General features: G+C 35.1%; 21 protein-coding genes. 8 read left to right on the forward strand and 13 right to left on the reverse strand.

What is annotated here, in order from left to right; genetic code table 11:
• The first annotated feature begins 84 nt into the window (after positions 1-84).
• Together HHT355_RS09025 and HHT355_RS09030 are read left to right on the forward strand one after the other, a co-directional pair.
• On the forward strand, positions 85-861 hold the full coding sequence (locus HHT355_RS09025; protein ID WP_103203123.1) for a DeoR/GlpR family DNA-binding transcription regulator: 777 nt from the start codon (positions 85-87) through the stop codon (positions 859-861).
• A gap of 312 nt (positions 862-1173) precedes the next feature.
• On the forward strand, positions 1174-2016 hold the full coding sequence (locus HHT355_RS09030; RefSeq protein WP_158245943.1) for a LytR/AlgR family response regulator transcription factor: 843 nt from the start codon (positions 1174-1176) through the stop codon (positions 2014-2016).
• A 152-nt stretch (positions 2017-2168) separates the two neighbouring features.
• Here HHT355_RS09030 and yjfF read toward each other — a convergent pair whose 3' ends face one another.
• From yjfF to HHT355_RS09090, 12 genes are all read right to left on the reverse strand, one after another.
• Positions 2169-3209 (reverse strand): galactofuranose ABC transporter, permease protein YjfF, encoded by a 1041-nt coding sequence (gene yjfF / locus HHT355_RS09035; protein ID WP_103203125.1) that lies wholly within the window; start codon positions 3207-3209, stop codon positions 2169-2171.
• On the reverse strand, positions 3206-4270 hold the full coding sequence (locus HHT355_RS09040; RefSeq protein WP_103203126.1) for an ABC transporter permease: 1065 nt from the start codon (positions 4268-4270) through the stop codon (positions 3206-3208). The genes yjfF and HHT355_RS09040 overlap by 4 nt, the downstream gene beginning before the upstream one ends.
• Positions 4263-5792, reverse strand: a complete 1530-nt coding sequence (locus HHT355_RS09045) for a sugar ABC transporter ATP-binding protein (protein ID WP_103203127.1) — start codon at positions 5790-5792, stop codon at positions 4263-4265. Before HHT355_RS09045 ends, HHT355_RS09040 begins: the two co-directional genes overlap by 8 nt.
• Before the next feature lie 181 nt (positions 5793-5973).
• The gene (locus HHT355_RS09050; protein WP_199179185.1) at positions 5974-6993 is read right to left on the reverse strand and encodes an ABC transporter substrate-binding protein; all 1020 of its coding nucleotides are present in this window, start codon (positions 6991-6993) and stop codon (positions 5974-5976) included.
• Positions 6994-7175: 182 nt separating this feature from the next.
• On the reverse strand, positions 7176-8630 hold the full coding sequence (locus tag HHT355_RS09055; RefSeq protein ID WP_103203128.1) for a sensor histidine kinase: 1455 nt from the start codon (positions 8628-8630) through the stop codon (positions 7176-7178).
• Positions 8615-10264: a response regulator gene (locus HHT355_RS09060; protein ID WP_158245944.1), complete on the reverse strand. Its 1650-nt coding sequence runs from the start codon at positions 10262-10264 to the stop codon at positions 8615-8617. Before HHT355_RS09060 ends, HHT355_RS09055 begins: the two co-directional genes overlap by 16 nt.
• Before the next feature lie 368 nt (positions 10265-10632).
• A complete protein-coding gene (locus tag HHT355_RS09065) occupies positions 10633-10959 on the reverse strand; it encodes a hypothetical protein (RefSeq protein WP_103203130.1) in 327 nt (108 codons plus the stop codon).
• Between the two features lie 154 nt (positions 10960-11113).
• Positions 11114-11950 (reverse strand): HD-GYP domain-containing protein, encoded by an 837-nt coding sequence (locus HHT355_RS09070; protein WP_103203131.1) that lies wholly within the window; start codon positions 11948-11950, stop codon positions 11114-11116.
• A 358-nt stretch (positions 11951-12308) separates the two neighbouring features.
• Positions 12309-14861: an ABC transporter permease gene (locus tag HHT355_RS09075; protein ID WP_103203132.1), complete on the reverse strand. Its 2553-nt coding sequence runs from the start codon at positions 14859-14861 to the stop codon at positions 12309-12311.
• Positions 14851-15540, reverse strand: coding sequence for an ABC transporter ATP-binding protein (locus tag HHT355_RS09080; RefSeq protein ID WP_103203133.1), 690 nt, complete (start codon positions 15538-15540; stop codon positions 14851-14853). The genes HHT355_RS09075 and HHT355_RS09080 overlap by 11 nt, the downstream gene beginning before the upstream one ends.
• A gap of 115 nt (positions 15541-15655) precedes the next feature.
• The gene (locus HHT355_RS09085; RefSeq protein WP_103203134.1) at positions 15656-16573 is read right to left on the reverse strand and encodes a sensor histidine kinase; all 918 of its coding nucleotides are present in this window, start codon (positions 16571-16573) and stop codon (positions 15656-15658) included.
• A 2-nt stretch (positions 16574-16575) separates the two neighbouring features.
• The gene (locus tag HHT355_RS09090) at positions 16576-17259 is read right to left on the reverse strand and encodes a response regulator transcription factor (protein WP_103203135.1); all 684 of its coding nucleotides are present in this window, start codon (positions 17257-17259) and stop codon (positions 16576-16578) included.
• 241 nt (positions 17260-17500) lie between these two features.
• On the opposite strand from HHT355_RS09090, the gene HHT355_RS09095 reads away from it, so the two are divergent.
• From HHT355_RS09095 to HHT355_RS09120, 6 genes are all read left to right on the forward strand, one after another.
• Positions 17501-18172: a response regulator transcription factor gene (locus HHT355_RS09095; protein WP_242967639.1), complete on the forward strand. Its 672-nt coding sequence runs from the start codon at positions 17501-17503 to the stop codon at positions 18170-18172.
• The gene (locus tag HHT355_RS09100; protein ID WP_103203137.1) at positions 18165-19319 is read left to right on the forward strand and encodes a sensor histidine kinase; all 1155 of its coding nucleotides are present in this window, start codon (positions 18165-18167) and stop codon (positions 19317-19319) included. Before HHT355_RS09095 ends, HHT355_RS09100 begins: the two co-directional genes overlap by 8 nt.
• Positions 19320-19427: 108 nt before the next feature.
• Positions 19428-20978, forward strand: coding sequence for a radical SAM protein (locus HHT355_RS09105; RefSeq protein WP_199179186.1), 1551 nt, complete (start codon positions 19428-19430; stop codon positions 20976-20978).
• A 48-nt stretch (positions 20979-21026) separates the two neighbouring features.
• Positions 21027-21251 (forward strand): Apre_1838 family putative sactipeptide bacteriocin, encoded by a 225-nt coding sequence (locus HHT355_RS09110; RefSeq protein ID WP_103203139.1) that lies wholly within the window; start codon positions 21027-21029, stop codon positions 21249-21251.
• 89 nt (positions 21252-21340) lie between these two features.
• Positions 21341-22225 (forward strand): ABC transporter ATP-binding protein, encoded by an 885-nt coding sequence (locus tag HHT355_RS09115; protein WP_103203140.1) that lies wholly within the window; start codon positions 21341-21343, stop codon positions 22223-22225.
• Positions 22222-23451 (forward strand): hypothetical protein, encoded by a 1230-nt coding sequence (locus tag HHT355_RS09120; RefSeq protein WP_103203141.1) that lies wholly within the window; start codon positions 22222-22224, stop codon positions 23449-23451. The genes HHT355_RS09115 and HHT355_RS09120 overlap by 4 nt, the downstream gene beginning before the upstream one ends.
• A gap of 381 nt (positions 23452-23832) precedes the next feature.
• On the opposite strand, the gene malQ is transcribed toward HHT355_RS09120, so the two are convergent.
• Complete coding sequence (gene malQ / locus HHT355_RS09125) at positions 23833-25314, reverse strand: 4-alpha-glucanotransferase (RefSeq protein WP_103203142.1); 1482 nt, start codon at positions 25312-25314, stop codon at positions 23833-23835.
• Positions 25315-25378 lie beyond the last annotated feature (64 nt).

Consider the following 25378-nt stretch of genomic DNA (forward strand, 5'->3'; position numbering starts at 1 on the left):
TATATCTTTACAAAAAAATTTAAATATGTTATAATCCTTTCGCAAAATGAAAAAATGTTATTAAACTAACAGGTAGGATGACAAATGAATAAAATAGGCAGATTAAATAACATTGTATTATATTTAAAAGAACATAACGGGGCTTCAATCAAAGAACTGGCTACCGCTTTCAATGTATCGGAAATGACCATAAGACGTGACTTAACATTACTGGAAAGTAAGCATGTAATAAAACTGGTACATGGAGCAGCTATTTTTAACAATGATGATTCCGTATCTTTCGGCGAAGTGGATTATGATCTGCTTAACGAATCGTCAAAGCAATCTTTGGAGAAGCTGAAAATAGGGCAATTTGCCGCATCATTGGTTGAGCCTAATGACACTATCATTCTCGATACGGGTACAACTACAGAACAAATTGCTCACTATCTACCTACCAATATGCCCTTAACAGTACTTTGTTATAATATGAACACTTTAATGGCTATCAGCAACAAGCCGAATATAAATATTATTTTTGCAGGCGGTTATTATTATAAAAATCTTCAGTTATTCCAAAGCCCCGAAGGTGTCAAAATGATACGCCGCATCCGGGCAAACAAGGCATTTATTTCAGCATCCGGTGTAAGCCAAAAATTAGGCGTAACCTGTGTTGAGCAGATCGAAGTGGATACCAAACAGGCAGCGATAAGTTCTTCTCTTTCTAAAATACTCGTATTCGACTCAAGTAAACTAGATAAAATAGGACCTTCATATTTCGCTCAGATTACCGATTTTGATGCAATAATAACAGACAATAATATTCCTGAAGACTGGATTGAATTTCTTAAAACAACAAATATAAAATTATACACCGTTTAGTCAGATCGATATTTCGAAATTTGCCTTTGTAATATTCTTGCTGTGAAAGTTTTATTTTCTATTTTATGAGATTTTTCAAATTTTATCTCTGTTACATAATGCAAATAAACTTGTTCTTCTTGTTTTAAACTAATGCTTTAATATATCTCAAAAAGCCCTTAATCTAAAGGGGCTTTTTTTATCTGTAAATATGTCTTTATTTAACCCCAATAAATTTTGCAGGAATTATTCGATTCTTGTTTGTAGCTTATAACACTATATGCTAAAATGTTATTATATTGGTTATTCATACACTGTTTGGGGGAAAAATTCATGCACATAGCAGTTTGCGATGATAATATTGAAGAGCTAACACGTATCGCCATAATACTTGAAAATTATAGAAATGAACTCGACAGCACGGTTACATACGAAACTTTTACCAATGCCCTGGATCTTATTGAAACTATGAGAACAAGGCGTTTTGATTTACTGCTCTTAGATATTTTAATGCCCGGTATTACAGGAATAGATGCAGCCAAAGAAATCCGCGGCAAAGGCAGTGAAATCCCTATTATTTTTCTTACTTCATCCCGTGAATTTGCCGTGGAAAGCTACCGAGTGGAGGCCAATGATTATATTCTAAAACCTGTACGAAAGGAAGAAATATTCCCTTCCATCACCAAACTTCTTGCTAAATATAATAAAGAAGCTGCATACCTGACTATAAAAACAAGCAATGGCATACTAAAATTAACGTTTTCGCAAATTGTCTATGTGGAAGTCATAAACCGCACGGTTCAATTTATACTGACCAACGGTGAATTAAAAAAGGCCTATGGATATCTTGCCGATTATGAAAGTGCCTTGTTATCCGATCCTAACTTTTTTAAACCCCATCGGTCGTACATAGTTAATTTGCGCCATGTAAGCGAGTTAAATAAGGAAGGTTTTATCACCAGAAACGGTCAAACTGTTCCTGTAGCCAGAGATTCTTTTTCAAAAGCAAAATCCACATATATGAAACATCTGCTGTCGCCAAAAGAATCGTGTTTTATACCGTACGAATTGTATTTTCCTGATACTGTTTATTTGATATGTCAAGAACAGGATAAAAGGGGCTATCTCAGAAAAAAATGTATGGGGCATGAAGATATATCCATAATGCACCGTTAGAAGAACAGCTGCCGTGATTTGTACAGTCATAGGCGGACATTTATGTCCGAATATGACGTATAAATCACGGCAGCTGTTCTTCTAACGGTGTGTGAGGATATATCTTCATGCCTAAGATTATTCTGAGACAGCCCTTTTATCCTGCTAACACCCTATACTTGATTTATCTTCTTTCTTTTATTCCATTTTAAATTCATTAGGACACTTTGCAATATAATAAACAGACAAAGGAGAACGGCGATTACTATTTTTGTCCACCAGGAAGATAATGTTCCCTGGAATGTTATAAAGGTTTCTATAGTACCTTTTATTAATACCCCAAACAGGCTGCCGATTACATTTCCTACCCCACCGGTCAGCAAAGTACCTCCTATTACGGCAGCAGCTATGGCTTCCATCTCAAATCCCTTTGCCTGTTCTACGAAACCTCCGGTTGTATTTAGGCAAAATACAAATCCGGCTAAGGCTGAAAGGAAGCCGTTCAATACATATACTTTTATCTTTGTCTTCTTTACATTTAACCCCATAAGCAATGCCGATTGTTCGTTTCCTCCAACTGCATAAATGGATCTGCCAAACTTGGTGTATTTCATTACAAAAAACAGAACTATAAGCACCAGAATACAGATAATAACACTAGGATATATATACGGCCGGATTAATACACCCCTTTTATTCACCGAACCTCCGAAGGGCAAATTTATTTTTGACTTAGCCATGGCAAGGAATACTTCATTTTTAATTGTAATCATATCAACGCTGATTACAGCAGTCATCCCCCTTGCGAAAAACATTCCTGCCAGAGTAACAATAAAGGGCTGTATTTTTAAGTATGAAATCAGCCATCCCTGTACAAAGCCAAAAACAATACCGACTATCAGGACGACAATTACTGCAGTGACAGCGTTGATGCCTTTATTCTCCATCATCCAGGCCAGCAGCATACAAGTCATTGCTACAACCGAGCCTACCGAAATATCTATCCCGCCGGAAATCAGCACAACGGTCATACCGGCAGCCGCTACTATAAGTCCGGCATTACTGATGAACAGATTCAAAAAAACCTGCATCCTGCCGAAGTTCTTATCTTTAAAAATAATGACTCCTCCTATGTACATAAGCAGAAATAGTAATATTGTTATAATGATCAGAAAGGAGTTTGAGCTTAAGCGGTTTTTTAGTTTCTTAATCATGCCTTCACCTTCTTTCTGTTGCCGGATAAAGCATTCTTATGCCTGACAGCTTTCATCCACCGTTTCACTACCGGCGATTGAATAGCTACTATTATAACAACAACTATTGCCTTATAAACCGGAAGCTGGTCTGCCGTAACTTTCATTGCATAAAGGGAAGTGGTCAATGCCTGGATGGTAATCGCTCCGATTACGCTGCCTATTAATGTGAATTTACCTCCGCCAAGGCTATTTCCGCCTATGGCCACTGCCAGGATGGCATCCAGCTCAATATTAAGTCCTGCATTATTGGCATCAATAGAATAGACTCTGGATGTTATTATCATCCCTGCTATACCTGCACAAAATCCGCTGAATACATAGACAAGAAATATTATCAATGAAGAATTCAGGCCGACCAGCCTTGAAGCTATACGGTTTACACCCACCGATTGAATGTATAGTCCAAGGGATGTTCTCTTAAGCAATAAAATGGTTAATATAACAACAAGGGCTGCAATAAATATGGGAGTCGGTACAGGGATTCCGGGAAGGAAGTTGCCAAGGTATTTAAAGGATTCTTTTCTTACATAAAGGATAAATCCTTGTGTAAGTACCTGAGCAATACCCCTTCCTGCCGTAAACAGGATTAAGGTTGCAACCATAGGCTGTATATGCAGTTTTGCAACCAAAAATCCGTTAAAAACTCCGCAGGCAGTACCCGCCAGTATTCCCAAAACTAAAGCCAGCACATAAGGAATCCGGTAAACATCACTGCTGGCACCGCCGATTAAGGAATATATACAAACCGCACCGGCTACCGCACTGACTGCGCCGACAGATATATCCGTCCCTCCGGATGCCGCCACTACAAGCGTCATGCCTGTTGCCAAAATTATCAGTTCACTGGACCGGTTTAGAATATCAATCACATAGCCATAGAGAACTCCGTTATTCATTGAGATCCTAAAAAAGTCGGGAGTTCTTATAAGGTTAATTACCAAAACCACTGCAAGGCATAACAGGGGGAAAAACAAAGAGAAACCGGTAATTTTCATCCAAATATGCTTTATCTTATTCATCCCCCGTCTCACCTCCCGCTATTGCTTTCATAATGTTGCTCTGGGAAAGATCATCTCCTTTTAGTTCACTTACCATTCTGCGGTCTCTTAATACGGCAATTTTATTGCACACCCGAAGCATTTCATCAATTTCAGATGAGATAAATAATACGGTTTTTCCCTCTTCTGCCAACTTCAGCACCAATTTTTGAATTTCCGTTTTTGTGCCAACATCTATTCCCCTCGTAGGTTCATCCAGTATGAGAAAGTCCGGATTTGTAAGCAGCCACCTTCCCAGGATTACTTTTTGCTGGTTGCCGCCGCTAAGTTGTTTTATTGGTATATCTTTACCGGATGTTTTAATCTGCAAAAGATCAATAATCCTGTCTGCAAATTCTTCCTGTTCCTTCCGCCTGATCATCTTAAATATGCCCTGCCTTGCCTGAAGGGCTATTATAATATTTTCCCTGACGGACAAATCCTCGATAATCCCTTCTTCCTTCCTGTTTTCAGGAAGATATGCCATTCCGGCTTTCATTGCATCCAAAGGGGTTTTGACCTGCAGCTTCTTTCCCTTAAAATAAAGTTCACCCTGGTCAGGCTTATCTGCCCCATAGACGGCTCTTGCAAGCTCAGACCGTCCGGAACCTAGAAGTCCTGACAATCCTATTACTTCACCTTTATGTATCTTCAAATTAAAGGGATTAATCGTACCTGTATGACCCAGTTCTCTGGCTTCTACAATAATCTCCTTTTTACCGTTATTATCATCATTTTCTTCTTTCCTTAACTTTGCCAGGTCATCTATTTCTTTTCCTATCATTAATTCTACTAATTCTACACTTGGAAGCTTATCGGTTTCATACTCCCCTACCAAACACCCGTTTCTTAATACTGTAATTCTGTCACTTATTTTATAAACCTGGTCTAAAAAATGGGTTACAAATATAATGCCTATTCCCGATTCCTTTAGCTTTTGCATTACGGCAAACAGTTTTTCAACTTCCTGCTCATCCAGGCTTGATGTGGGTTCATCCAGAATCAATACTTTAGACGAAATATCTACCGCCCTTGCTATGGCGACCATTTGTTGAATAGCCACAGAGTAATTACTGAGAGGTTTCGATACATCAATATGGATGTTTAAATTACTTAATAAATCACCGGCTTTCCTGTTCATGGTCTTCCAGTCTATTCTTCCAAACTTTTTTGGTTCCCTGCCAATAAAAATGTTCTCTGCTACCGACAGGTTAGGACACAGGTTTATTTCCTGATAAACCGTACTAATTCCGATTGCCTGAGCTTCCTGTGGTGACCGGTTTATTATCGTATGATCTATCCCATCCATATATATCTCACCATTATCCATCTCTTCTACACCGGTCAAGACCTTTATTAACGTGGACTTTCCCGCTCCGTTCTCACCCATCAGGGCATGGATTTCACCGTATCTTAGGGTAAAATCCACATCAGATAAAGCCCTAACCCCGGGAAAAGTCTTAGTAATATGCCGCATCGTAAGAAGTATTTTTTTATCACTCATCACAAGGAATCAATCCTTTCTATTTTATACAGCAATTCCGATTCATTATCACAGCTTTGTAAGTTTTACAAAAGGCTGCTGCAAACCTTAGTATTGCAGCAGCCCTTTGTCATATCAGTCATAACTAAAGAAGCTGGCATTAACTCCATACGGACTTTATAAATTATTACTATCCCTGTTATTAATATTCTCTTGTATTAATAAGTTCTGCTGCTGTTTCTGCAGGATATACTCCCTCTTCTACGTATTGTAATTTTTCTACCTGTTCACCTTTTTCTAACTTCTGAATAATTTCAGCAACCCTGGGTCCGTGAAGAGGGTTACATTCTACAGAAACATTCATATCTCCGGCTATCATAGCTTCAAATGCAGCCTTAACAGCATCAAATGAAACTATAATAATATCTTTTCCGGGTACTTTACCTGCTGCTTTAATGGCATCGATTGCACCAAATGCCATATTGTCATTTTCAGCAATTACAACATCAATATCATCATAGGATTTAAGGAAAGATTCCATAACTTCCTGACCTTTTGACTGAGTAAATTCTCCTGTTTGTCTGTCTAACATAACCCAATTAGGATGTTCTTTCATTTTTTCTGCAAAACCTTCGGTACGCCCGATCTGTGCGGAGGAACCGATGGTTCCCTGAAGGGTTACAATATTAATTGTCTCTTCACTTCTTCCCTGTTTCTCAAGGTACTCTGCCAACCAGTCGGCTGCGTCATACCCTTCCTGCTTGAAGTTAGAACCTACCCAGCAGGTAAATAAACTGTCATCGGAAACATTAATCATACGGTCAACTATAATTACAGGAATTCCGGCTTCCTTTGCCTCACCAAGGACTGTTTCCCAGCCGGTTTCCACAACCGGGGCGATAACTATGTAATCTACGTCCTGCTGAATAAAGTTACGGATTGCTTTTATCTGATTTTCCTGTTTTTGCTGAGCATCGTCAAACAGTAACTTATATCCGGCTTCTTCTGTAAATGTCGACTGGAATGATTTTGTATTGGCTGTACGCCAGTCAGATTCGGCACCAACTTGTGAAAAACCTACTACAATCAGATCTCCCTCATCTTTAGAAGAAGCATCTTTTCCTGAGGTTTGAGTATTCGTATCTTTCTTACCGCATCCTATGAAAGTGAGTCCAAGTGCAAGAATTAAAAGAAGAACCAACAACTGTTTCATTCTTTTCATTTTCGTTCCCCCATCCTTATTTTTATCATCACCAATACATCTCTAATGCAATAATATTTTTACACATATTAGGAATAAATGCGATTAATATTCTTATGAGAAAAGGTTGATATTTTAAGCATTATTTATTCTCTTTAATTCAAATGTTTATTTTTTTTTGATATACTTATAAAATTTTTTGCTTAATTATCTTCTTTAATAACTTTAGGCAAGCACACAGTTACTTCTGTTCCGACTTCATAAGTACTTTGCAAGGATAAACCGTAATCCGGGCCAAAAATCATTCTGATACGTTCATTTACATTGTATAAACCATAGGACTCTTTTTCATTCTCCGATTTCCTCTGCATACTTTCTAATACTTGCTTAAGCCTATCGGGAGTCATTCCTAAACCGTTGTCAGTAACTTTGATAATAACCTTATCGTTTTCCATTCTGCCTATTAACTTAATCTTACCCTTTGTCCTTTTATTTTTTATACCGTGATATAAAGCATTTTCAACAAGGGGCTGCAAAGTTATTTTGGGAATTCTGCATAAGGATAATTCCTTTGGAAGATCAATCTCGTACTCAAGGATATCCCCATATCTTATCTTCTGGATTTGCAGATAGCTGCATACATGAGTTTCTTCATCTTTTAACGTAACCAAATCCTTGCCTTTGCTAAGTGAAGTCCTGAAATATTTCGAAAGGGAACCAACCACCTCTACTACATCATCCTGCTTGCCTGATTCTGCTAACCAGATAATAGTATCAAGGGTATTATAAAGGAAGTGGGGGTTTATTTGCTCCTGAAGCAGTTTTATTTCCGTTTCCCTAAGATTACTTTGTTCTTTCTTAACAGTTTCAATTAAATCACTAAGCTTTTCTATCATTATATTTAAAGAATCGCTAAGTATTTTAAGTTCAGCTCCGTTTTTTATGTGGGAACGGACCGTCAAATCTCCCTGGGCTACCTGATTTGTAATAAAGCTTAATTCTTTAACAGGTCTTGAAATACTGTTGGATATGAAAATAGCAATAAATAAACCAACTAAAATCATTGCTATTACCATGATTACCATAAGTTCCATGTTCTTTAACATTTCAACTTCCATTGCAGCCCGGACATTTTCCATTTCCATAGTTTCATAATATATGTACTCTAAGATGGTATCCTGTATTAAAGACGTAACTACATGAATGTCATTATAAAGAATAGTGATATTTTCATCGTAATGGCCGGTCTCTTTCAGATTATCTTCTATTTTACGGACATGTTTTTTTAGATTAAGCAAATATTTTTGGATAGCTTGTGCTCTTTCCACATTTCCTTTTGACCAGGATGAAGCCTGTAATTTTTCTGCTATTGCTTGCGCTTCTTCGATGTCCTTATAGGGGTCCTCATCATAGAATTCTTTACTTCCGATAATAATACGGTACATTTTATAGTCGAAGTCTTTTTTGAAATCAATACTAAAACTGCTGGCTATGGTGGCACTTTTTATAATTTCGTTATATTCCTGATTGTATTTGACTGTAGTGGTAAAAAACATAAAAAAAACAGTACAAAAGATTAATAAAACAATAGAATAATATAAGCTGATTTTTACATTCAGCCTTAAATTTGAGAACTTCTTTTTTAAGAATTGAAACACCCCGAGTCCTCCCTTTTCTTAATGCTGTTACGGTATTGCTTGGGCGAACAATTAAATGTCTTCTTAAAAAGATAGGAAAAATAGTGAGGATCCTTATATCCTACGGCATAGCCGATCTCTGAAGTCTTCATGTCGGTAAATTTGAGCAGTTCTTTAGCTTTATTCATCCTTAAATCTGTTAAATATTTTATGAAGGTTTGACCTGTTTTTTGGGAAAATACTGCGCTGAAATGACTGGGAGTAACATATACACTGGCAGCCACCTGATTTAGAGATAAGTCTTCCCTGCAGAAATTTTCTTGAATGTAGATTTTAGCTTTGCTTACAATGTCATTGTACTCCTTTGTTGTTATATTGTCTCTTAACTCAATAGCTTTTTCTAAAATTCGTTTTATGTAGTCTTTTGTATTATTAAAATCAGTTATAAGCCGGCTATACTGATTCTCATTATGAAGGGGCTTTTCCAGTTCATAATCTTCAATACCTATTTCCTTGCAAAAACCGGCAACAATAGAATACATATCAATCACAACGTATTGCCTAAACAAAATAGAATTACGGTTTTCACTGCCAATGGACTGCAAATATTCGTCTACAAAGTTGCTTACATCTTCTTTACTGCCGGATTTTAAGAAGATTTCTACTTTACGTTTATCTAGCTTTACTATATTATCCATATTTAAACGGTTTGTCCGTCTAAGCAGTTCCCTGGTTTTAGAAATAGCACTGCTATCCAAAATCAGATTTTCTTCCCAGATATACCGGTAAGAAAATGCCCTGCTTGCTTCATGATAGCTACGGCTTAACTCGCCCAACCTGTTAACCGCAACCCCTATACCTCCAAAATAAGAAATTCCTTTATAATTATCCATAATCTCCCGTATACGGTTTATGTAATACTCCTGCTTTCTTTGCAAATCTTCCAAACTGTTTCCCTTCAAAAGTAAAGCCATTCCGTCCATAAATAAATCAAATTTAATTATATCTTCACTAATGTCAAATAATTGCTTCAGTTCCCGGTTAACAGCATTTAGTTGCATGGTTTCACGATGATTTTTTCGTGTATGGTCTATGGTAAACAAAATAATATTATAAACAACCGCGCTTAATTTGAGATTCAATTCATTGCCCCGTTCAAGTATGCTGCCAAGCGGCTGGCTGTTATTAACCAAATCATAAAAAATCCGTCTTTTCTCATCTTCTTCATATTCCTGAATTTCTTTTTTAAACCGTTCTATATTAGCCTTTTCTCTCCGCTCATTTAAAATATTCTCTTTGACCTTAAGTAAAGATTTCATAAGTTCAGTACCATTAATAGGCTTTAATAAGTACTCTGTCACTCCGATATTAATAGCTTCTTTCGCATATTCAAATTCCCCGTATCCGCTTAAAATAATTATTTTTATCCAAGGCATTTCTTTTTTTATTAACCTGCTAAGTTCCAGCCCATCCATAAAAGGCATACGGATATCTGTAATCACAATATCCGGTTTATGTTTCTGAATCAGAGGGTAAGCAAGTTCCCCGTCACTGGCTTCCCCACAGAAAATAAAATCATTTTCTTCCCAATTTAATGTATTACGTATTCCCTCTCTAACCACTACCTCATCTTCAACTAAAAAAATTTTTAACAAAGGTAACACCCCCAAATTATCGGACTTTCTCATCAACTAAATTTATTCTACCATACCCCAGCCGGAAATAAAAACAAGGAATTTGAATTATTTTCCTTCCGTTTATAAAATAAAAAGTTTGCAGAATAAATTTAAAATAAAAATAGCCTGCATTCTTTAAAGATGCAGGCTACTTTACTACCGCCAATACTCTATTTTAAATACTTCCCCTATATTTAAACCTTAATTTATACCGATCCGGCATCTGTTTTTCACTCCCGAACCATATCCGGATTAACAGTCACCTGTCACTCAGACTAAAAGTATCATAGATTATGCCTGGTATAATTTTACCTAAGGCAAATATTTTGATTAATCCGTAAATTTTATCATGAATCATGCTCCTTACCTGTGGGGTGAAATCCTAAAATATAGGCAGGAATTCGGTTTATAGGTTTTTTTATCAGGGAGTTATAGCTTTTTTCCACCTCTCTGTAAACCATAAGTTTATTTTCAAGAATTTTCAATGCTGCCGCGTCATTTTCACCGCCTCGCTCCTGCATATATAATTTGCGATGCATTTCTACTTGCTCCCTGATTAACTCAAGGCTCTTTCGCCTGGCTGACAGCTCATTGAAACTGCCTGCAAACCACAGTGTAACAAAGGCAGAAATAAAAATTCCTGCTATAAACCAGCCTAATGAGACTGATGTCATATAAAATCACCCCTTATTTGAGCTTATATAATACAATCATAATACTGATAAATTTATCAGCCTTATAATCACTTGAAACCGATTCGTAAAAATATATTTACTCTGTAATAACAGGATAAATACACATTGGCATTATTAAGATTATCAATCAATCTTAATGTATCTCGACTATTTCAATATCATTTTCAAGCGCTAAATCAATATACTTATCATCACAATTGACCAAAGGTTTTGATATATTTTTAAGATTAATTGAAGCTATGTATCCAAGGCGTCCATTATTTAACAGAACTTCTCTGTCACAATAGTAGTTGATCATATGCATAACAAAAATCCTGCAGATTTCCTGATCCAAACCAATACTGTTCTCCATAATTTCCTGAATTGCCTGCAAGGGAAAGTATTTTTTTCCGTATGCTTTATCTGAAGTTATAGCATCATACGTGTCAGCTACTGCAATAATCCTGCTAATCAAATTAATATTCTCTCCTTTAAGTCCTATAGGATAACCTGAACCGTCCATTCTTTCGTGATGAAATAAGACCCCACTTAATACTTCCTTACCAAATTTTCCTGTGCTGTGTAATATTTTATAACCGGTGACAGGATGTGCCTTTAATTTTTCTGCTTCTGCCAATGTTAATTCCTCAGGCTTGTTTAACAAACTGTCTTTAATCTTTGCTTTCCCTATATCAAGTAAAAGCGCCGCCTTCACCAAATTTGACAGTTTTGTCTCTATTAAATCAAGCCATATCCCTATAACAAAAGAAATAAAAGCCACATTTACGGGATGAGAAATTAAATAAGGGTATTTGTCCTTAAAGTTGTTCAGCAATATTAAAATGTTCGCATCCTCATTACGATACTTACATATTTGGGCTGATATTGTATCTATAGGATCCAGATACAGTTTCCTGCCAAATCTGATATCTTCCACTACGTTTTGCGATATTTTTATCGCCTGACAATATGTCCCCTCCAAACTTAACATAACATCCTCCTTTTTCACAAATACTCTATTTATATCAGCCACCCCTTTTTATATTGATCAAATCGTGCGTTTGGGTAAACTTTTTTATAAATTTAATTATTCCTTTTTAGATCCTGTATTGGTATATTTTAATTTCTGACTTAATATGGTTATGCTTTGTATATTATCACTTTTTTTATAAAAGAACCGTTTACCGCATGAATCGTATCTCTGTCCGCACGAATCGTATATATAAACCAAATTTAGCCAGGGTTTCAACTATTTTACCTTTAGCAGCTTTTAAAGCTATATACAATAATTTACTAACAAATTGATTATCTCCTATTGCCTCTGCAAGATTTACCACAAATTTAAAGATTTAATATTCCGCTTCCCTTAATCTCTCAACTAATGATGATTTGATAACAGTACGATACATTTTTTCGGGTGTTATTATGCAAACCGCCAAAATCGTAAGACTGGCCAGAAAAACAGGTATAAACGGATAGCTAAATATTGCATAAGTGGCTTGTTTTCTAAATAAATTAAAAATCCCTACGGTAACGGCACTTCCTGCCGTAAAAACTAAAATTAGAATTAATGTTGCATACCAAAGTCCTTCGTATATTAACATTTTTCTGACCTGTCTTCGGCTCATTCCCACACATTCAAGATTTGCCAGTTCTTGCCTCCGTACTGTGATACCTACTGACATTACATTTATAAAATTGAGAATGCCAACAAAAGCAAGAATTAATGAAATACCTCCCCCAAGGATATACATTATTATTTTGCCTTCGCGTAATTCTTCTCTTGCTTCAGCCTTTGACCTGCGCGATATTTCATAATCCTTGTCCGTTAATTGCTTTATAGTTTCAAGAGTTTGCTTTTCATATTCTTTTGCCACATCAATACAAATTTTATATATTACAGGTTCTTCATATATGGAATCCATTAAAGCATTTGACACAAAAACGGTAGGAGCCGCACTAAAACCTACTCTTTCAAAAAACAGAGGCACATAACCTCCAACCGGAACCTTCACAGGTTTTCCTTCCGTTTCTTTATGCATCTTTGTTTCATCGGTATTTTTTATCGGGTAAATAGTCAGTTCATCAACATTTTCAAACAGTTCCGGAGTATCGGTGGAAATCAGGGCTATTTCTCCCCTGTCAAATGCATCAATATCTATAGGGTTTCCCGAAGAATAATCCAGACTAGCAAGAGCTTCCTTATCTATACCCACCAAAATTCCCGAGAAGTTATCTTTCAGGTAATCTTCGCCCAGTCCTTCGCCTCCATATTTTTTAATGTACATGTCTGCATATTTACCAAAGTCCTTTTGCGTATAATCAAGCCGCATCCATTCCCGGCTTGTTATGCGCAAACTTTCAAATCCGGATAAAGTTTTTATTTTTTCAATAAATGAGGAGTCAAATTTTTGCTTTGGTTCTAAACCACCGGAAACAGTGTTATTTATCAGCACGATATCACTTTCCAAATAGGAATCAACATAATTATCCGTATCCATGCTTGTTATAAGGGTTGTTACGCAAGTAAATGTTGTCATTCCCAAAAACAGGCTTATTATGACTATCGCTGCCCTCTTACCGTCTCTGAAAATATTACGGAATGCCATTTTGAACGGTTTTCCGTTGGCAAACGAAAATATCCTTCCCGGATAAATCCGTTCCGGACGAACCATTCTTTTCTTAATCTTTAGCTTTACACCGATATACTTCACCGCTTCTATCGGAGTAATACCCGCAGCTTTTTTGGCAGGTTTGAAGGCTCCGAGTAAAGCTGTAAGCAGGGCAAAAAGCGCTGCTCCTATATAAATTATGGGAGAAAAGGATATGACAGTCCCCGTTTTTGTGTCTTCATATATTGAAAGAGCCATGGGAACGGCAGCAAAAGAGACAAGAAATGCTGCCGTTTCTCCGACCGGAATGCCTATTATACATAACTTAAGGATCTGTCCTGTGACAATCCGTTTAATTTGCCTTGGCGTTGTTCCGATGGTTTTAAGCAGGCCATAAAAACGTATATCCCGTGAAACCGAGATATAAAGTACATTATATATCAAAAGATAGCCCGTCAAAATCAGAAATATAACAATACAGGATAATGCCAGTATGGAGTTTTTTATAGTCGAGGCATCCACATTATAAACCGGAACAGGCTTTACATTCTGGTTTTCGGATAAATTCAAATCTGAAACTAACAGATCACAATACTCAGAAACTTTCTTTGAATTATCAAAAACCACCGATGCGGCACCGTCGGTTTCGGCTGTTTTACCAAGCCTTTTAGAAAACTCTTCCGATACCAAAATAAAATCTATATTACCGGACCTGATATGCATATAACTGGTAAACCACCCGGACAAACTAAATATTTTATCAACCGGTAAACCATCATTTACATTTTTGTCATGATAAGTGAGAGGTATTTCCATGCCTATCTTTGGATTATCAACACCCATTTTTTCAAGTACCCATAACGGAACCATGATTTCATTTTCTTTCTGCGGATAGGTTCCGACTATATTTGTATAAGCAGGGGCGCGCAAATTCTCCCATTCGGTAGTATCAAAGTAATGTAGTGTTAAGCTCATATCGCCCATTTGCGGTGTGTTTTTTACTGTGGCAACATAATTTCCTGTACCGACTTCTTTTACGTAACTTAACTTTTTAAGTTTTTCCACTTGTATATCGGTAGGCCGAGTTATTGCCGCATGGGCTAAAGTCCCCATAAGGCGGGTTTCATGCATTTTCATTGTTTCCATAATACTCATACCGATGCTGAAAACTGAAGCAATGAGCAGTGTCGTAAGAGCAATAGCTGTCGTGATAAAAAAATTTCTTTTTTTATTTGATTTTAGGCTTCTGTTTATGATTTTTTTAATAACAGCTTTGTTGTTATTTTTCATTTATGCCCCGTCCTTCCCCAACAATTTTACCATCCTCTATACGGACAATGCGGTCCGAAAGCTGGGCAATGTGTTCGTTATGGGTAATCATAACAATAGTCTGGTGGAATTTGGCAGATGTCATCTTAAGAACTCCCAGTACATCCTGGCTGGTTTTCGTATCCAGGTTACCGGTAGGCTCGTCCGCCAGTAATATTGACGGTTTAGTCGCAAGAGCACGGGCAATGGCTACCCGCTGCTGCTGGCCGCCTGATAACATATTTGGAAGACTGTTTCGCTTCTCTTTAAGCCCCAGCAGATCAATTATTTCATCTATGAATGCTTTGTCCGGCCGGTTGCCGTCAAGTTCAATCGGAAGCACAATATTTTCATATACGCTTAAAATAGGAACCAGATTAAAACTCTGAAATACAAATCCGACATTTCGCCTTCTGAATATGGTAAGTTCCTCATCCGACATTTTATCAAGTTCATGTCCGTCAACTGTTACTTTGCCCTCTGTCGGTTTATCAAGACCTCCCAACATATGAAGAAGCGTACTCTTTCCCGACCCGGATGCTCCAACTACCGTAACGAATTCTCCGGCTTCCACCTCCAGATCGACACCGTCCAAGGCCCGGACAATATTCGGTTCTTCTCCATAATATTTTTTTAGTCCCTGTGCAGACAAAATCGGCATTTTATCTCCCCTTCCGAATCCTGTTCATGCTGAACCAGATTTTTTTAAAGTTAAATAATATCTACGGCTTTATATAATACAGGGCAATTCTTACAGGGTCATGACAAAGATATACTTATTTCTTACAGTTTTGTAAGAAAATTGAGAAAGTCGTATATTGTCCCGGCCTGGAGTCTGCATATATATATCCGCCTTGTTTTTGCAGGATTAAATTTGCCAGATAAAGCCCCAGCCCTACGCCATCCGTGTCTTTTGCGTTTCTTCCCCTGTAAAAACGCTTAAATATGGAATTAAGTTCGTCGGGATAAATGCCGATGCCATTGTCGGTTATAATTATTTTTGTGTAGACAGGAAGAGTTTCCACAGATATATAAATTTCACTGTCAGGTGGGGAATATTTGATTGCATTATCCAGAATATTTGTTATAGCCTCACTTGTCCATTTACGGTCATGTAACAGGGAAATATCCTCAAATTCTGCCGTTTTAACAGATATGTTTTTCCTTGATGCCTCCATATAAACGGTATTGATACTGTCTGAAATGGTTTTCTTGATTTTTGCAGGAACGGGATTTAGTTCTATTACTCCCGCTTCCAGCCTTGATATCTTAACCAGGCAGTCCATCATCCATTGAAGCTTTTCTGTTCCCGTTTTTATACGGGATAAAAATTCCTGTCTTTCAATTTCGGTTATGTTGCCTTCAAGAAGCAAGTCTGTATACATGGCTATACTTGACAGTGGTGTTTTCATCTGATGAGCCATATCTGAAATGTACCTTTGTATAATCTCTTTCTCCTGCCTGGTTTTTTCAATATCCATTGTACTTGTCTTTAAAATTCTTACAGCTTTATGCGTTAATTTTGATAAGCGGCTTTCTTTTGCCGTTTCCGACAAATTGTCATATTTTCCTGCCATCATACTGTCAAAAACCATGTCAATGGCATCATACGTTCTTTTTACATACAGATAACATAATAAAGCGGTCAGGCCACATAATAATACACTTACAACAGATATAACTATTAGTGCCATTTTTAAGCCTCCCCGTTCCAGATATACCCTATGCCGTGTACGGTTTTTATGGTTCTAGGATTTTTAGGGTCATCTTCAATCTTTGCCCGCAAACGGCTGATATTAACCGGCAGGGTATTATCGTCCACAAAATTTCCGTCCTTATCCCATAGAGCAGAGATAATTTGATCTTTTGAAAGGACTTGTCCGGCGTTTTTCATTAAGTATGAAAGCAATCTGAGTTCCGTAGCGCTGACCAAAATTTCCTTATCATCCCGGTAAAATTTGCATGTATCCATGTCAAGTTTGTATTTGCCTGAAATAATTACATTCCCTTTTCCCGCTTCCGTCCGGCGCATCAGGGCTTCAACCCTTGCCCGTAATACGGAGAGTGAAAACGGCTTGGTAATATAATCGTCAGCGCCTGCCATAAGACCGGATACTTCGTCCGTTTCCAAATCACATACTGTAAGCATAATAATGGGAACGTTTGAATAAGTCCTGATATCTTTGCAAAAATCAAGCCCGCTTCCGTCCGGCAGCATCAGATCCAATATTATCAGATCAACCTTATGTTGTTTTATCAGTCTTTTTCCTTCATTTATAGATTTTGCCGAAAGAATCTGATAGCCGTCTTTCTCAAAAATAAATCCTATTCCACGGTTTAAATGTTCATCATCTTCCAATATCAGAATCGTTTTTTTCATTATGTACCTCCGTTATCAGTAAAATTTTATATAATAACCGAGATCTAATTACTAAAGAATCTAAACATATTATAATAAAAGATACCAAATCTGCTTTTGTTTAACAATATAACAACTTACAATTTATACTATTTATTTCAAAAAATTAATTTTGTGGTATAATTATAGCGAGTAATATACATTTATTTCTAAATATCATTAATTAATGTATAAATTTACTATAATTAGAAAGGAGATTGCCTTGGATAGTATTGTTATTGTTGATGACGAAAAAGATATTGCAGATTTAATATCTTTATATATTGAAAATGCCGGATATAAACCTATTGTCTTTTATAATTCCCGGGAAGCTGAAAAGTATTTGGATAATAATATACCGTCTGCTTTAATATTGGATATAATGATGCCTGAAATTGACGGTTTATCCGTTTTAAAAAAGTTAAGAGAAAATCATAATTATCCTATAATTCTGCTTACTGCAAAAACCGGCCAGGCCGATGTACTAAAAGGCCTGTATTCAGGGGCAGACGATTATATTAAAAAGCCCTTCGATCCTCTGGAACTTATTGCCAGACTCAATGTTCATCTAAGAAAAGTCCCTAAGCAAATATCAAATGAGATTACTTACAGAAATGTAAGTTTAAATAAAGCAAAACATGAGTGCAAATTAAACAATATAGACCTCCAGCTTACACCGATAGAGTTTAAGATAATGGAAATCTTGATGGAGCAGGTAGGAAGTGTGGTCAGTTCTGAAGAAATTTTTAAAAAAGTTTGGAAAGAGGATTATTTTGAAAAAGACTCTAACACTGTCAGTGTACATATTAGAAATATAAGATATAAAATGAATAAAATATCAAAAAACACCGATATAATAAAAACTATATGGGGAGTAGGATATAAAATTGAATAGTAAAATTTTTTGGATAAAAAAGGCAGTAAAAGCAATAACGGTTGTTTTAATAATTTCCTTTATTCTATTAATTATAAAATATTTCTTCTCTATAAAAATAGGTGATTTATTTGTTGACCTTTTTATGTCAGATGTAGAATTACCGGATAATATCCCATTAAGCAGGGGTACTCTGTTATGGCCTAAATTAAAAACAGCTATAATAATTTCCCTCATTTTCATAGTATTATCGGCAATTTTTATATATATTTATACGGGATATCAGGTTGAGAAAAAAACAAAAGATAGGGTTGAAAAAGACTGTTCCAAAGTATTGGCTGAAATTATAAGATCCAACGAACTTCCAAATGATTATGATAAAATTCGCGATTACAATATCTTTTTTAATACTCTTAAAATATTTTTCAGTAAATATTATCGCATAGAAGATGAAATAGAAAAAAATAAAATTAAAGACGAACTTATAACTAATTTTACACACGATATAAAAACTCCCTTAACATCAGTTATTGGATATTTAAACTTACTTGATACAGATACGGATTTATCGGAAAAATCCAAAAATAAATATATTAAAATAGCTCTTTTGAAAGCTTTATATTTGGAAAAGCTGTTGGATGATTTGTTTTATCTGACCAAATATGATTCAGATTATAATAACAAATTAAAAGAACAAGTCAATCTCGCAATACTTCTTAATCAACTAAAAGATGAATTTTATCCGCAGCTGACAGATAAAAATATGGATATTAATCTACTTATAGAAAAAGATGTGTATATAATTACATTTGTTGAAGAATTTTCCAAAGCTCTAGGAAATATTATAAAAAATGCCATAAATTACGGATACGAAAATTCCAGTATCACATTGGAAGCATTAATTAAGGACAATATGTTAACTCTTAATATTTCTAATTATACCGATGAATTAACAAAAAACGAATTGTCATTAATTTTTGAAAGGTTTTACAGAGGCAAGAACTCAAGATCATCAAGTCAAGAAGGGTCAGGTTTAGGACTAGCGATCGCAAAAAAAATAATTACAGATTTAGGCGGTAATATTAAGGCACACAGTAATAACAATCAATTTACTGTTTCAATTAGCCTGCCTAATATAGTAAATGAAAAAACCGATATAAAATCTTAAGAAAATCTTCATATTTTCTTGCAATAATATACATAAATTACAATTCCGTATTTAGTACACTATATCAAAGTACTAAATACGGATTTTTATATAAAGGGGGGAATATTCTTGATAGATAATATAATAGAAAAAATAGAATCTGTTATACATTGCACCAACTTTTCCAGATTGGGCAGATGCTTTAGAACCAGAAAAAATTATTATTTTTATGACTTAGGTACAGGAAAAGTCTTTCAAGTAAATAAAGTAACATTTGATATATTAAATAACATGTTAAATTATAATGGTTTTTCTCATATAGACGAAATTAATTACTCAGAATCGGAAAAAATGTCAGCTCTAGAAGAATTATATGATGTAATTATAAAAGAAAATATATTACAAGCTCCTGAACTAACAGAATTTATCGGGCCTCAAATTAGTGAACTAGATGAATTCCTTAGATCAAAAAGAAAACAAATAACTCTGGAATTAACAGAAAAATGTAATATGAGATGTAAATATTGTATATATCATGAAAACCAAGGTGGATACAGAAGATTTGGAAATGCAGACATGACATTTGACATTGCTAAGAAGGCTATAGATGACCTTGTTATAAATAGTGGAGAAGAGACAATACATGTTACATTTTACGGTGGTGAGCCATTACTAAAATTTAATTTGATAAAAAATTGTATTGATTATTGCAAAAATTTTAAAGATAAGAAAATATCATATGCAATAACAACAAATTGTACATTAGTAACTAAAGAAATTGCAGAATATTTTTCAAAGTTAAAAAATCTTCATATCACAGCTAGTTTAGACGGCCCTAAAGATATTAATGATAAATATAGAGTATATATTAACGGAAAAGGTACATTTAAAGATGCAATAGCCGGCTTAAAATTGCTTGTTGATATGTGCAGACATGAAAATTCTATAACATTTGGAATCAACTGTGTATTACCAGAGCACGATATTAGCACACTTGAAAAAATTGATAACTTCTTCTCGAGTTTGGAATGGTTGCCTGAGAATGTGATATTCACATCATCGTTTGTTTCAAGTGGAGAAAGAGAAATGGATTATATGGGTGTTGATAGTGAAATTGAAAAAGAAATCATGGAAAATAGCAAAAAAATTAAAGGATATTTTGATCCTTTGTATGAATGGGCAACTAGTGATATCAATAAAAGTGAATTTGCATTTAGAAATATAGCAAAAGATAACATAATAAAAGATTTGGCGTTGATCCACAAAAGGCATCTCTTTCATCATCCAATGAAATTTTATTATATGAATGGTTGTTGTGTTCCCGGTGCCAGACGAGTTTATGTAACAGCTAAAGGCGAATATCTTATTTGCGAAAAATTAGGGGAAGCCCCATCTATAGGAGATGTTTATTCCGGTTTAGATATAGAAAAAATAAAAAAACATTATGTTAACGACTATTGTAATGAGGCACTAAAATATTGCAAAGACTGCTGGGCAATACATTTGTGCGGAATGTGTTATATGAACTGCTATGATAAAAATGGAATTCATATTAGCTATAGGCACAGCCATTGTATAATGAACAGAATTTATATTGAAAAAAACTTATCACTTTACCATGAGTTACTTGAAAATAATCCAAAAATAATTGAAGGATTAAATGATTATGTTTTTACATAAATGTTTAAACATAAAGCAATAAATTTATATTATGAAGGAGGTGTAAAAATGAAACTAATTAACCCTTTAGGCAGAACCCCTGCAAGCAGCTTGTTTGAAGGAAATGAAATTCTTCCTATGGCTTGTATGTGTTCTACCGAGACAGCTTTTGTTACTACAAGGGGCGATGACAGTTGTTTCAAATGTGGCTGTTCATGTTCATCAACTACATACAGCGCAGGTAATTCTCAAGCAGCTTTTTGGACAATTAGAAAGTCTGGCTCAATTGAGTAACGTAATTATGTTATTATGTAAGGAAAAAGAGTTCATAAGCAAACATTTAACTCATGAACTCTTTTACAAAGTATATCCGGAGGAAATAAATGAATGTAATGTATATAAATAACATATCCATGAATTACGGGAAAATAAAGGCTTTGAATAATATTAATTTAACAATAAGTAAAGGATTATACGGTTTACTGGGTGAAAATGGTGCAGGAAAAAGCTCATTAATCCGAATAATTACGGGCAGGCAAAAGCCAACAAACGGAGAAGTTATTTTTAATAATGCTTCAGTAAAAAGAAACAAAGAATTCCATCAGGCTTTGGGGTATATGCCGCAAAATTTTAAAGCCCCGGAAGATATGAGATGTTATGAATATCTTACTTATGTAGGAATGTATAAAGGCCTGTCTATGAATCAAATAAACGAAAATATTGATTGGCTGGTCAATATTTTAAATTTAAATGATCATATCAATAAAAAAATAAAGAATCTTTCAGGCGGAACATTGCGGCGGCTCGGTATCGCACAAGCTTTTATAAATCAACCAAGCTTTGTAATTTTAGATGAGCCCACTGCCGGATTAGATATTACTGAAAGAAGAAATTTTCGGGATTTTGTATCACGTTACAGCGAGAAAAACACTGTTATTATATCAACACATATTGTTTCCGATATAGAGTATATTGCAAGCGATCTGATACTTTTAAAAAAAGGTAACGTAATATCAAACGGAAAATATAAAGACCAACTGAACGAAATACAGGGAATGGTCTGGGAATGCAAGGACAGGGAAGATAAAATATTAAGTTTAAGAAAACTAGTTGAGAATTATGGTGGCATTATCACTAATTATAAAGGCGAAGATCCAATGGAAAATCAGCTCAGATATATTAGCAGTATCAAATTGAGTGATACATCAGTAAGTGCAATTCCAAATTTAAATGATTATTATCTTTGGAAAATGTGGAGGCAGCAATGAAATTTATAAAAATATTTAAATTGGAATTATGCTATTTTTTTAAGAAAAAAATTAACTTCATTATTTTAATTCTTGCTGTTGTAGCAGGCTCTTTAACCGGCTATTTCTTCTTAAGGGGAATTATGGCTGATAAGATAACAGAAACCGGTGACGTAGAAATAATTAAAGGAAAAGAAGCAATTAAATTGACTGCAGAATATAATCGGGCATTTGAAGGGGAAGTTACTGTAGAAAAACTTCAGAAAGCCCGAGAAATATATATCAATCATTATGACTTTATTAAGGAAAAATTAATATATACCTGCGAACTTTTTGAAGCTACTCCTTTATTAGGTATTATGCAAGGACTTACCTTCCCTCCCAAAGGAGATATGATCATTATTCCTTGGAACTCCCATATTCCGCCTACTGAATATGCCGACCAATATTATTCATTAAGAAAAAAAATGATCCAAAAATATATAGATGCACTAAGTGACAAAAAAATTGGCAGGAAAATTGCAGATATGGAAGACAAAATAAAAAAGCCATTTGTTTATTATGAGAACTATGATAATTGGGGCGATTCAATCGAATGGCTGACTATGCTTATAATTTTAATAACCGTTATGGTTATTATAGTTTCTTCTACGGCATTTTCAGAAACCGTTGAAAATGGTACTAAAGATATTATATCAATTACAATAGAGGGAGAAAGAAAGTTTCCGTTAGCAAGATCCCTTTCTTTGTTTATCTTAAATACATTACTTTATATTATTCCTATATCAATCTACTTAATTTCAATTTATGTTTCATTAGGCGGAAAAGGACTTCAAACAAGTTTACAGGTTAATACCCCATTTTCTCCTGCCAATTATACGTTGGGAAAAGCTATGCTATTAGAAGTAACAGGAGGTTATATTGGGGTAATCGCAATAGGATTTCTTAGTCTTCTTATTTCTTCTATTTCAAAGAAAAGTGGTACGTCAATAATAATTTCAGTAGGAATGTTTTTAATATATATGATTATGGAGATTTTTATAAGACCTCAGGGCAAATTTATGAACTTATTAGTGTCGTTATTTCCTGCAGGAATTAGTCAAATATTTTATAATATTTTTTCATACAGATTTGTTAATATTGCCGGTTTTGCTGTATGGTTGCCATATTTAATGATACCGGCAGGAATTTTTCAAATTTTCTTTTATTGGTACATTTCGATAAAAATGTATCGATTGTACAAATAGGAGTCGGATATAAACATGAAAAAACTATTACCGGAGCCTTGAAAACTGCATATGATTACTCTAAAATACTGTCTATTTTAAATACTTACATTATTTTTCATTACTATTAGCAAAAGCAATATATTCAAATATTATAATCATATTTAAAAAATGCTCTGTATCCGGTGATTTCATGTTTTAATGTTTATAATCACACCTGACACAGAGCATTATTTTACTTATATTTTTGATTATTCTTCTTAAAACCCTCTTTAATAACGGCTGATATCAATATTTATTATGCCATTAATAATATCTGATAAGACATAACTTTTCTCATGAGCATTTCATTCATTTTTTCTGAATTTCCGTCAATTATAATGTATCAGTATTTTTGTGTCCTTACCTTCTTCCATAAAGTAAGGTAATTTCTTTTATTTTCATTAACAATTCATCCGTTATTTCCCCTTCCAAAAGCCTCCATCTCCAGTTTGAGCCTACGGTGGAAGGGATATTGATCCGGCCTTCGCTTCCAAGTCCCAGATAGTCCTGTATCGGTATTATACATATATCAGCCACACTCTGCATGGCAAGCCGTATAAAATCCCAATGTATATTGTCCGGATTTTTACCGTCATTATTCAGGTATCTTAGTGCATAATTTCTGTCTTCCTGAGGAATGCTGCTAAACCATCCCTTAATTGTATCGTTATCATGGGTTCCTGTATATACCACACAGTTTCTGTCATAATTATGAGGCAGGTAGTCACTTTCTTCCCTGGAATCAAAGGCAAATTCAAGAACTTTCATACCGGGATACCGGGTTTTCTCAAGAAGTTTTCTTGTACTTTCCGTAATGAAACCTAAATCTTCTGCTATAATATTTAATTTCCCCAGCTGTCTTTCTAACGCTTCAAAAAAGTCATAACCCGGTCCCTTTTCCCAGTGCCCGTTCACTGCCGTTTTCTCGCCGAACGGTATAGAATAATATTCATCAAAACCCTTAAAATGATCTATTCTTACCACATCATACAGTTTAAAACTGTAAGCTATCCTTTTTATCCACCATTCATATCCGGTTTTCTTATGATATCCCCAATTATACAAGGGATTTCCCCATAACTGTCCTGTAGGTGCAAATGCATCCGGAGGACAGCCGGCTACGGCTATAGGGTTGCAATCTTCGTCCAGTTGAAACAGTTCGGGATTAGCCCATGTATCCGCGCTGTCAAATGCCACATATATCGGAATATCTCCAATAATCTTTATTCCGTTATTGTTGGCATATGTTTTTAAACTGCTCCATTGACTGCTGAATAAAAATTGAATAAATTTGTGATATTCAATATCGTCTTTTAGCTTTTCCTTGTATTTTTTTAAGCCTTCCGGCTTTCTTAATCTGATATCCTCTTCCCATTCTATGAAGCTCTTTCCGCCAAAATGGTCTTTTATTGCCATATATAAGGCATAATCATCAAGCCAATAGGCATTTTCCGAAGCAAATTCATAAAACTTAATGTTTTTGTCTATGTTACTTCTTTGATAAGCTTTTCTTAAAAGAGCAAATCGGTATTTATATAATTTACCGTAATCTATATACCTCGGATCATCTCCAAAATCACATTCTTCGCATTCTTCCGTGGTTAACAAGCCTTCTTCTGTCAATTTTTCCAAATCAATAAAGTAAGGATTTCCGGCAAAAGTCGAAAATAACTGATATGGAGAATCTCCAAAACCGGTAGGTCCAATGGGCAGGATTTGCCAATATTTCTGACCGGCCATTCTTAACTGATCAATAAATTTATATGCACTTTTTGAAAAGGCACCTATTCCATATTTTGAAGGCAAACTGGCAACAGGTAATAGTATGCCGCTGGCTCGCATGTTTGCTCACTTCCTTTATGTATTATTATGTCGGTTCTTTACTGCCTGCAATTATCTTCTCGTA

The sequence above is a fragment of the Herbinix hemicellulosilytica genome (genome assembly GCF_002904165.1).
GTDB classification, from domain to species: Bacteria; Bacillota; Clostridia; order Lachnospirales; family Lachnospiraceae; genus Mobilitalea; species Mobilitalea hemicellulosilytica.

Bases quoted from the DNA above. Each gene is read 5' to 3' on its own strand.
- HHT355_RS09025 (WP_103203123.1), top strand. From the start codon at position 85: ATGAATAAAATAGGCAGATTAAATAACATTGTATTATATTTAAAAGAA.
- HHT355_RS09030 (WP_158245943.1), top strand. From the start codon at position 1,174: ATGCACATAGCAGTTTGCGATGATAATATTGAAGAGCTAACACGTATC.
- yjfF (WP_103203125.1), bottom strand. From the start codon at position 3,209: ATGATTAAGAAACTAAAAAACCGCTTAAGCTCAAACTCCTTTCTGATC.
- HHT355_RS09040 (WP_103203126.1), bottom strand. From the start codon at position 4,270: ATGAATAAGATAAAGCATATTTGGATGAAAATTACCGGTTTCTCTTTG.
- HHT355_RS09045 (WP_103203127.1), bottom strand. From the start codon at position 5,792: ATGAGTGATAAAAAAATACTTCTTACGATGCGGCATATTACTAAGACT.
- HHT355_RS09050 (WP_199179185.1), bottom strand. From the start codon at position 6,993: ATGAAAAGAATGAAACAGTTGTTGGTTCTTCTTTTAATTCTTGCACTT.
- HHT355_RS09065 (WP_103203130.1), bottom strand. From the start codon at position 10,959: ATGACATCAGTCTCATTAGGCTGGTTTATAGCAGGAATTTTTATTTCT.
- HHT355_RS09070 (WP_103203131.1), bottom strand. From the start codon at position 11,950: ATGTTAAGTTTGGAGGGGACATATTGTCAGGCGATAAAAATATCGCAA.
- HHT355_RS09075 (WP_103203132.1), bottom strand. From the start codon at position 14,861: ATGAAAAATAACAACAAAGCTGTTATTAAAAAAATCATAAACAGAAGC.
- HHT355_RS09080 (WP_103203133.1), bottom strand. From the start codon at position 15,540: ATGCCGATTTTGTCTGCACAGGGACTAAAAAAATATTATGGAGAAGAA.
- HHT355_RS09085 (WP_103203134.1), bottom strand. From the start codon at position 16,573: ATGGCACTAATAGTTATATCTGTTGTAAGTGTATTATTATGTGGCCTG.
- HHT355_RS09090 (WP_103203135.1), bottom strand. From the start codon at position 17,259: ATGAAAAAAACGATTCTGATATTGGAAGATGATGAACATTTAAACCGT.
- HHT355_RS09110 (WP_103203139.1), top strand. From the start codon at position 21,027: ATGAAACTAATTAACCCTTTAGGCAGAACCCCTGCAAGCAGCTTGTTT.
- HHT355_RS09115 (WP_103203140.1), top strand. From the start codon at position 21,341: ATGAATGTAATGTATATAAATAACATATCCATGAATTACGGGAAAATA.
- HHT355_RS09120 (WP_103203141.1), top strand. From the start codon at position 22,222: ATGAAATTTATAAAAATATTTAAATTGGAATTATGCTATTTTTTTAAG.
- malQ (WP_103203142.1), bottom strand. From the start codon at position 25,314: ATGCGAGCCAGCGGCATACTATTACCTGTTGCCAGTTTGCCTTCAAAA.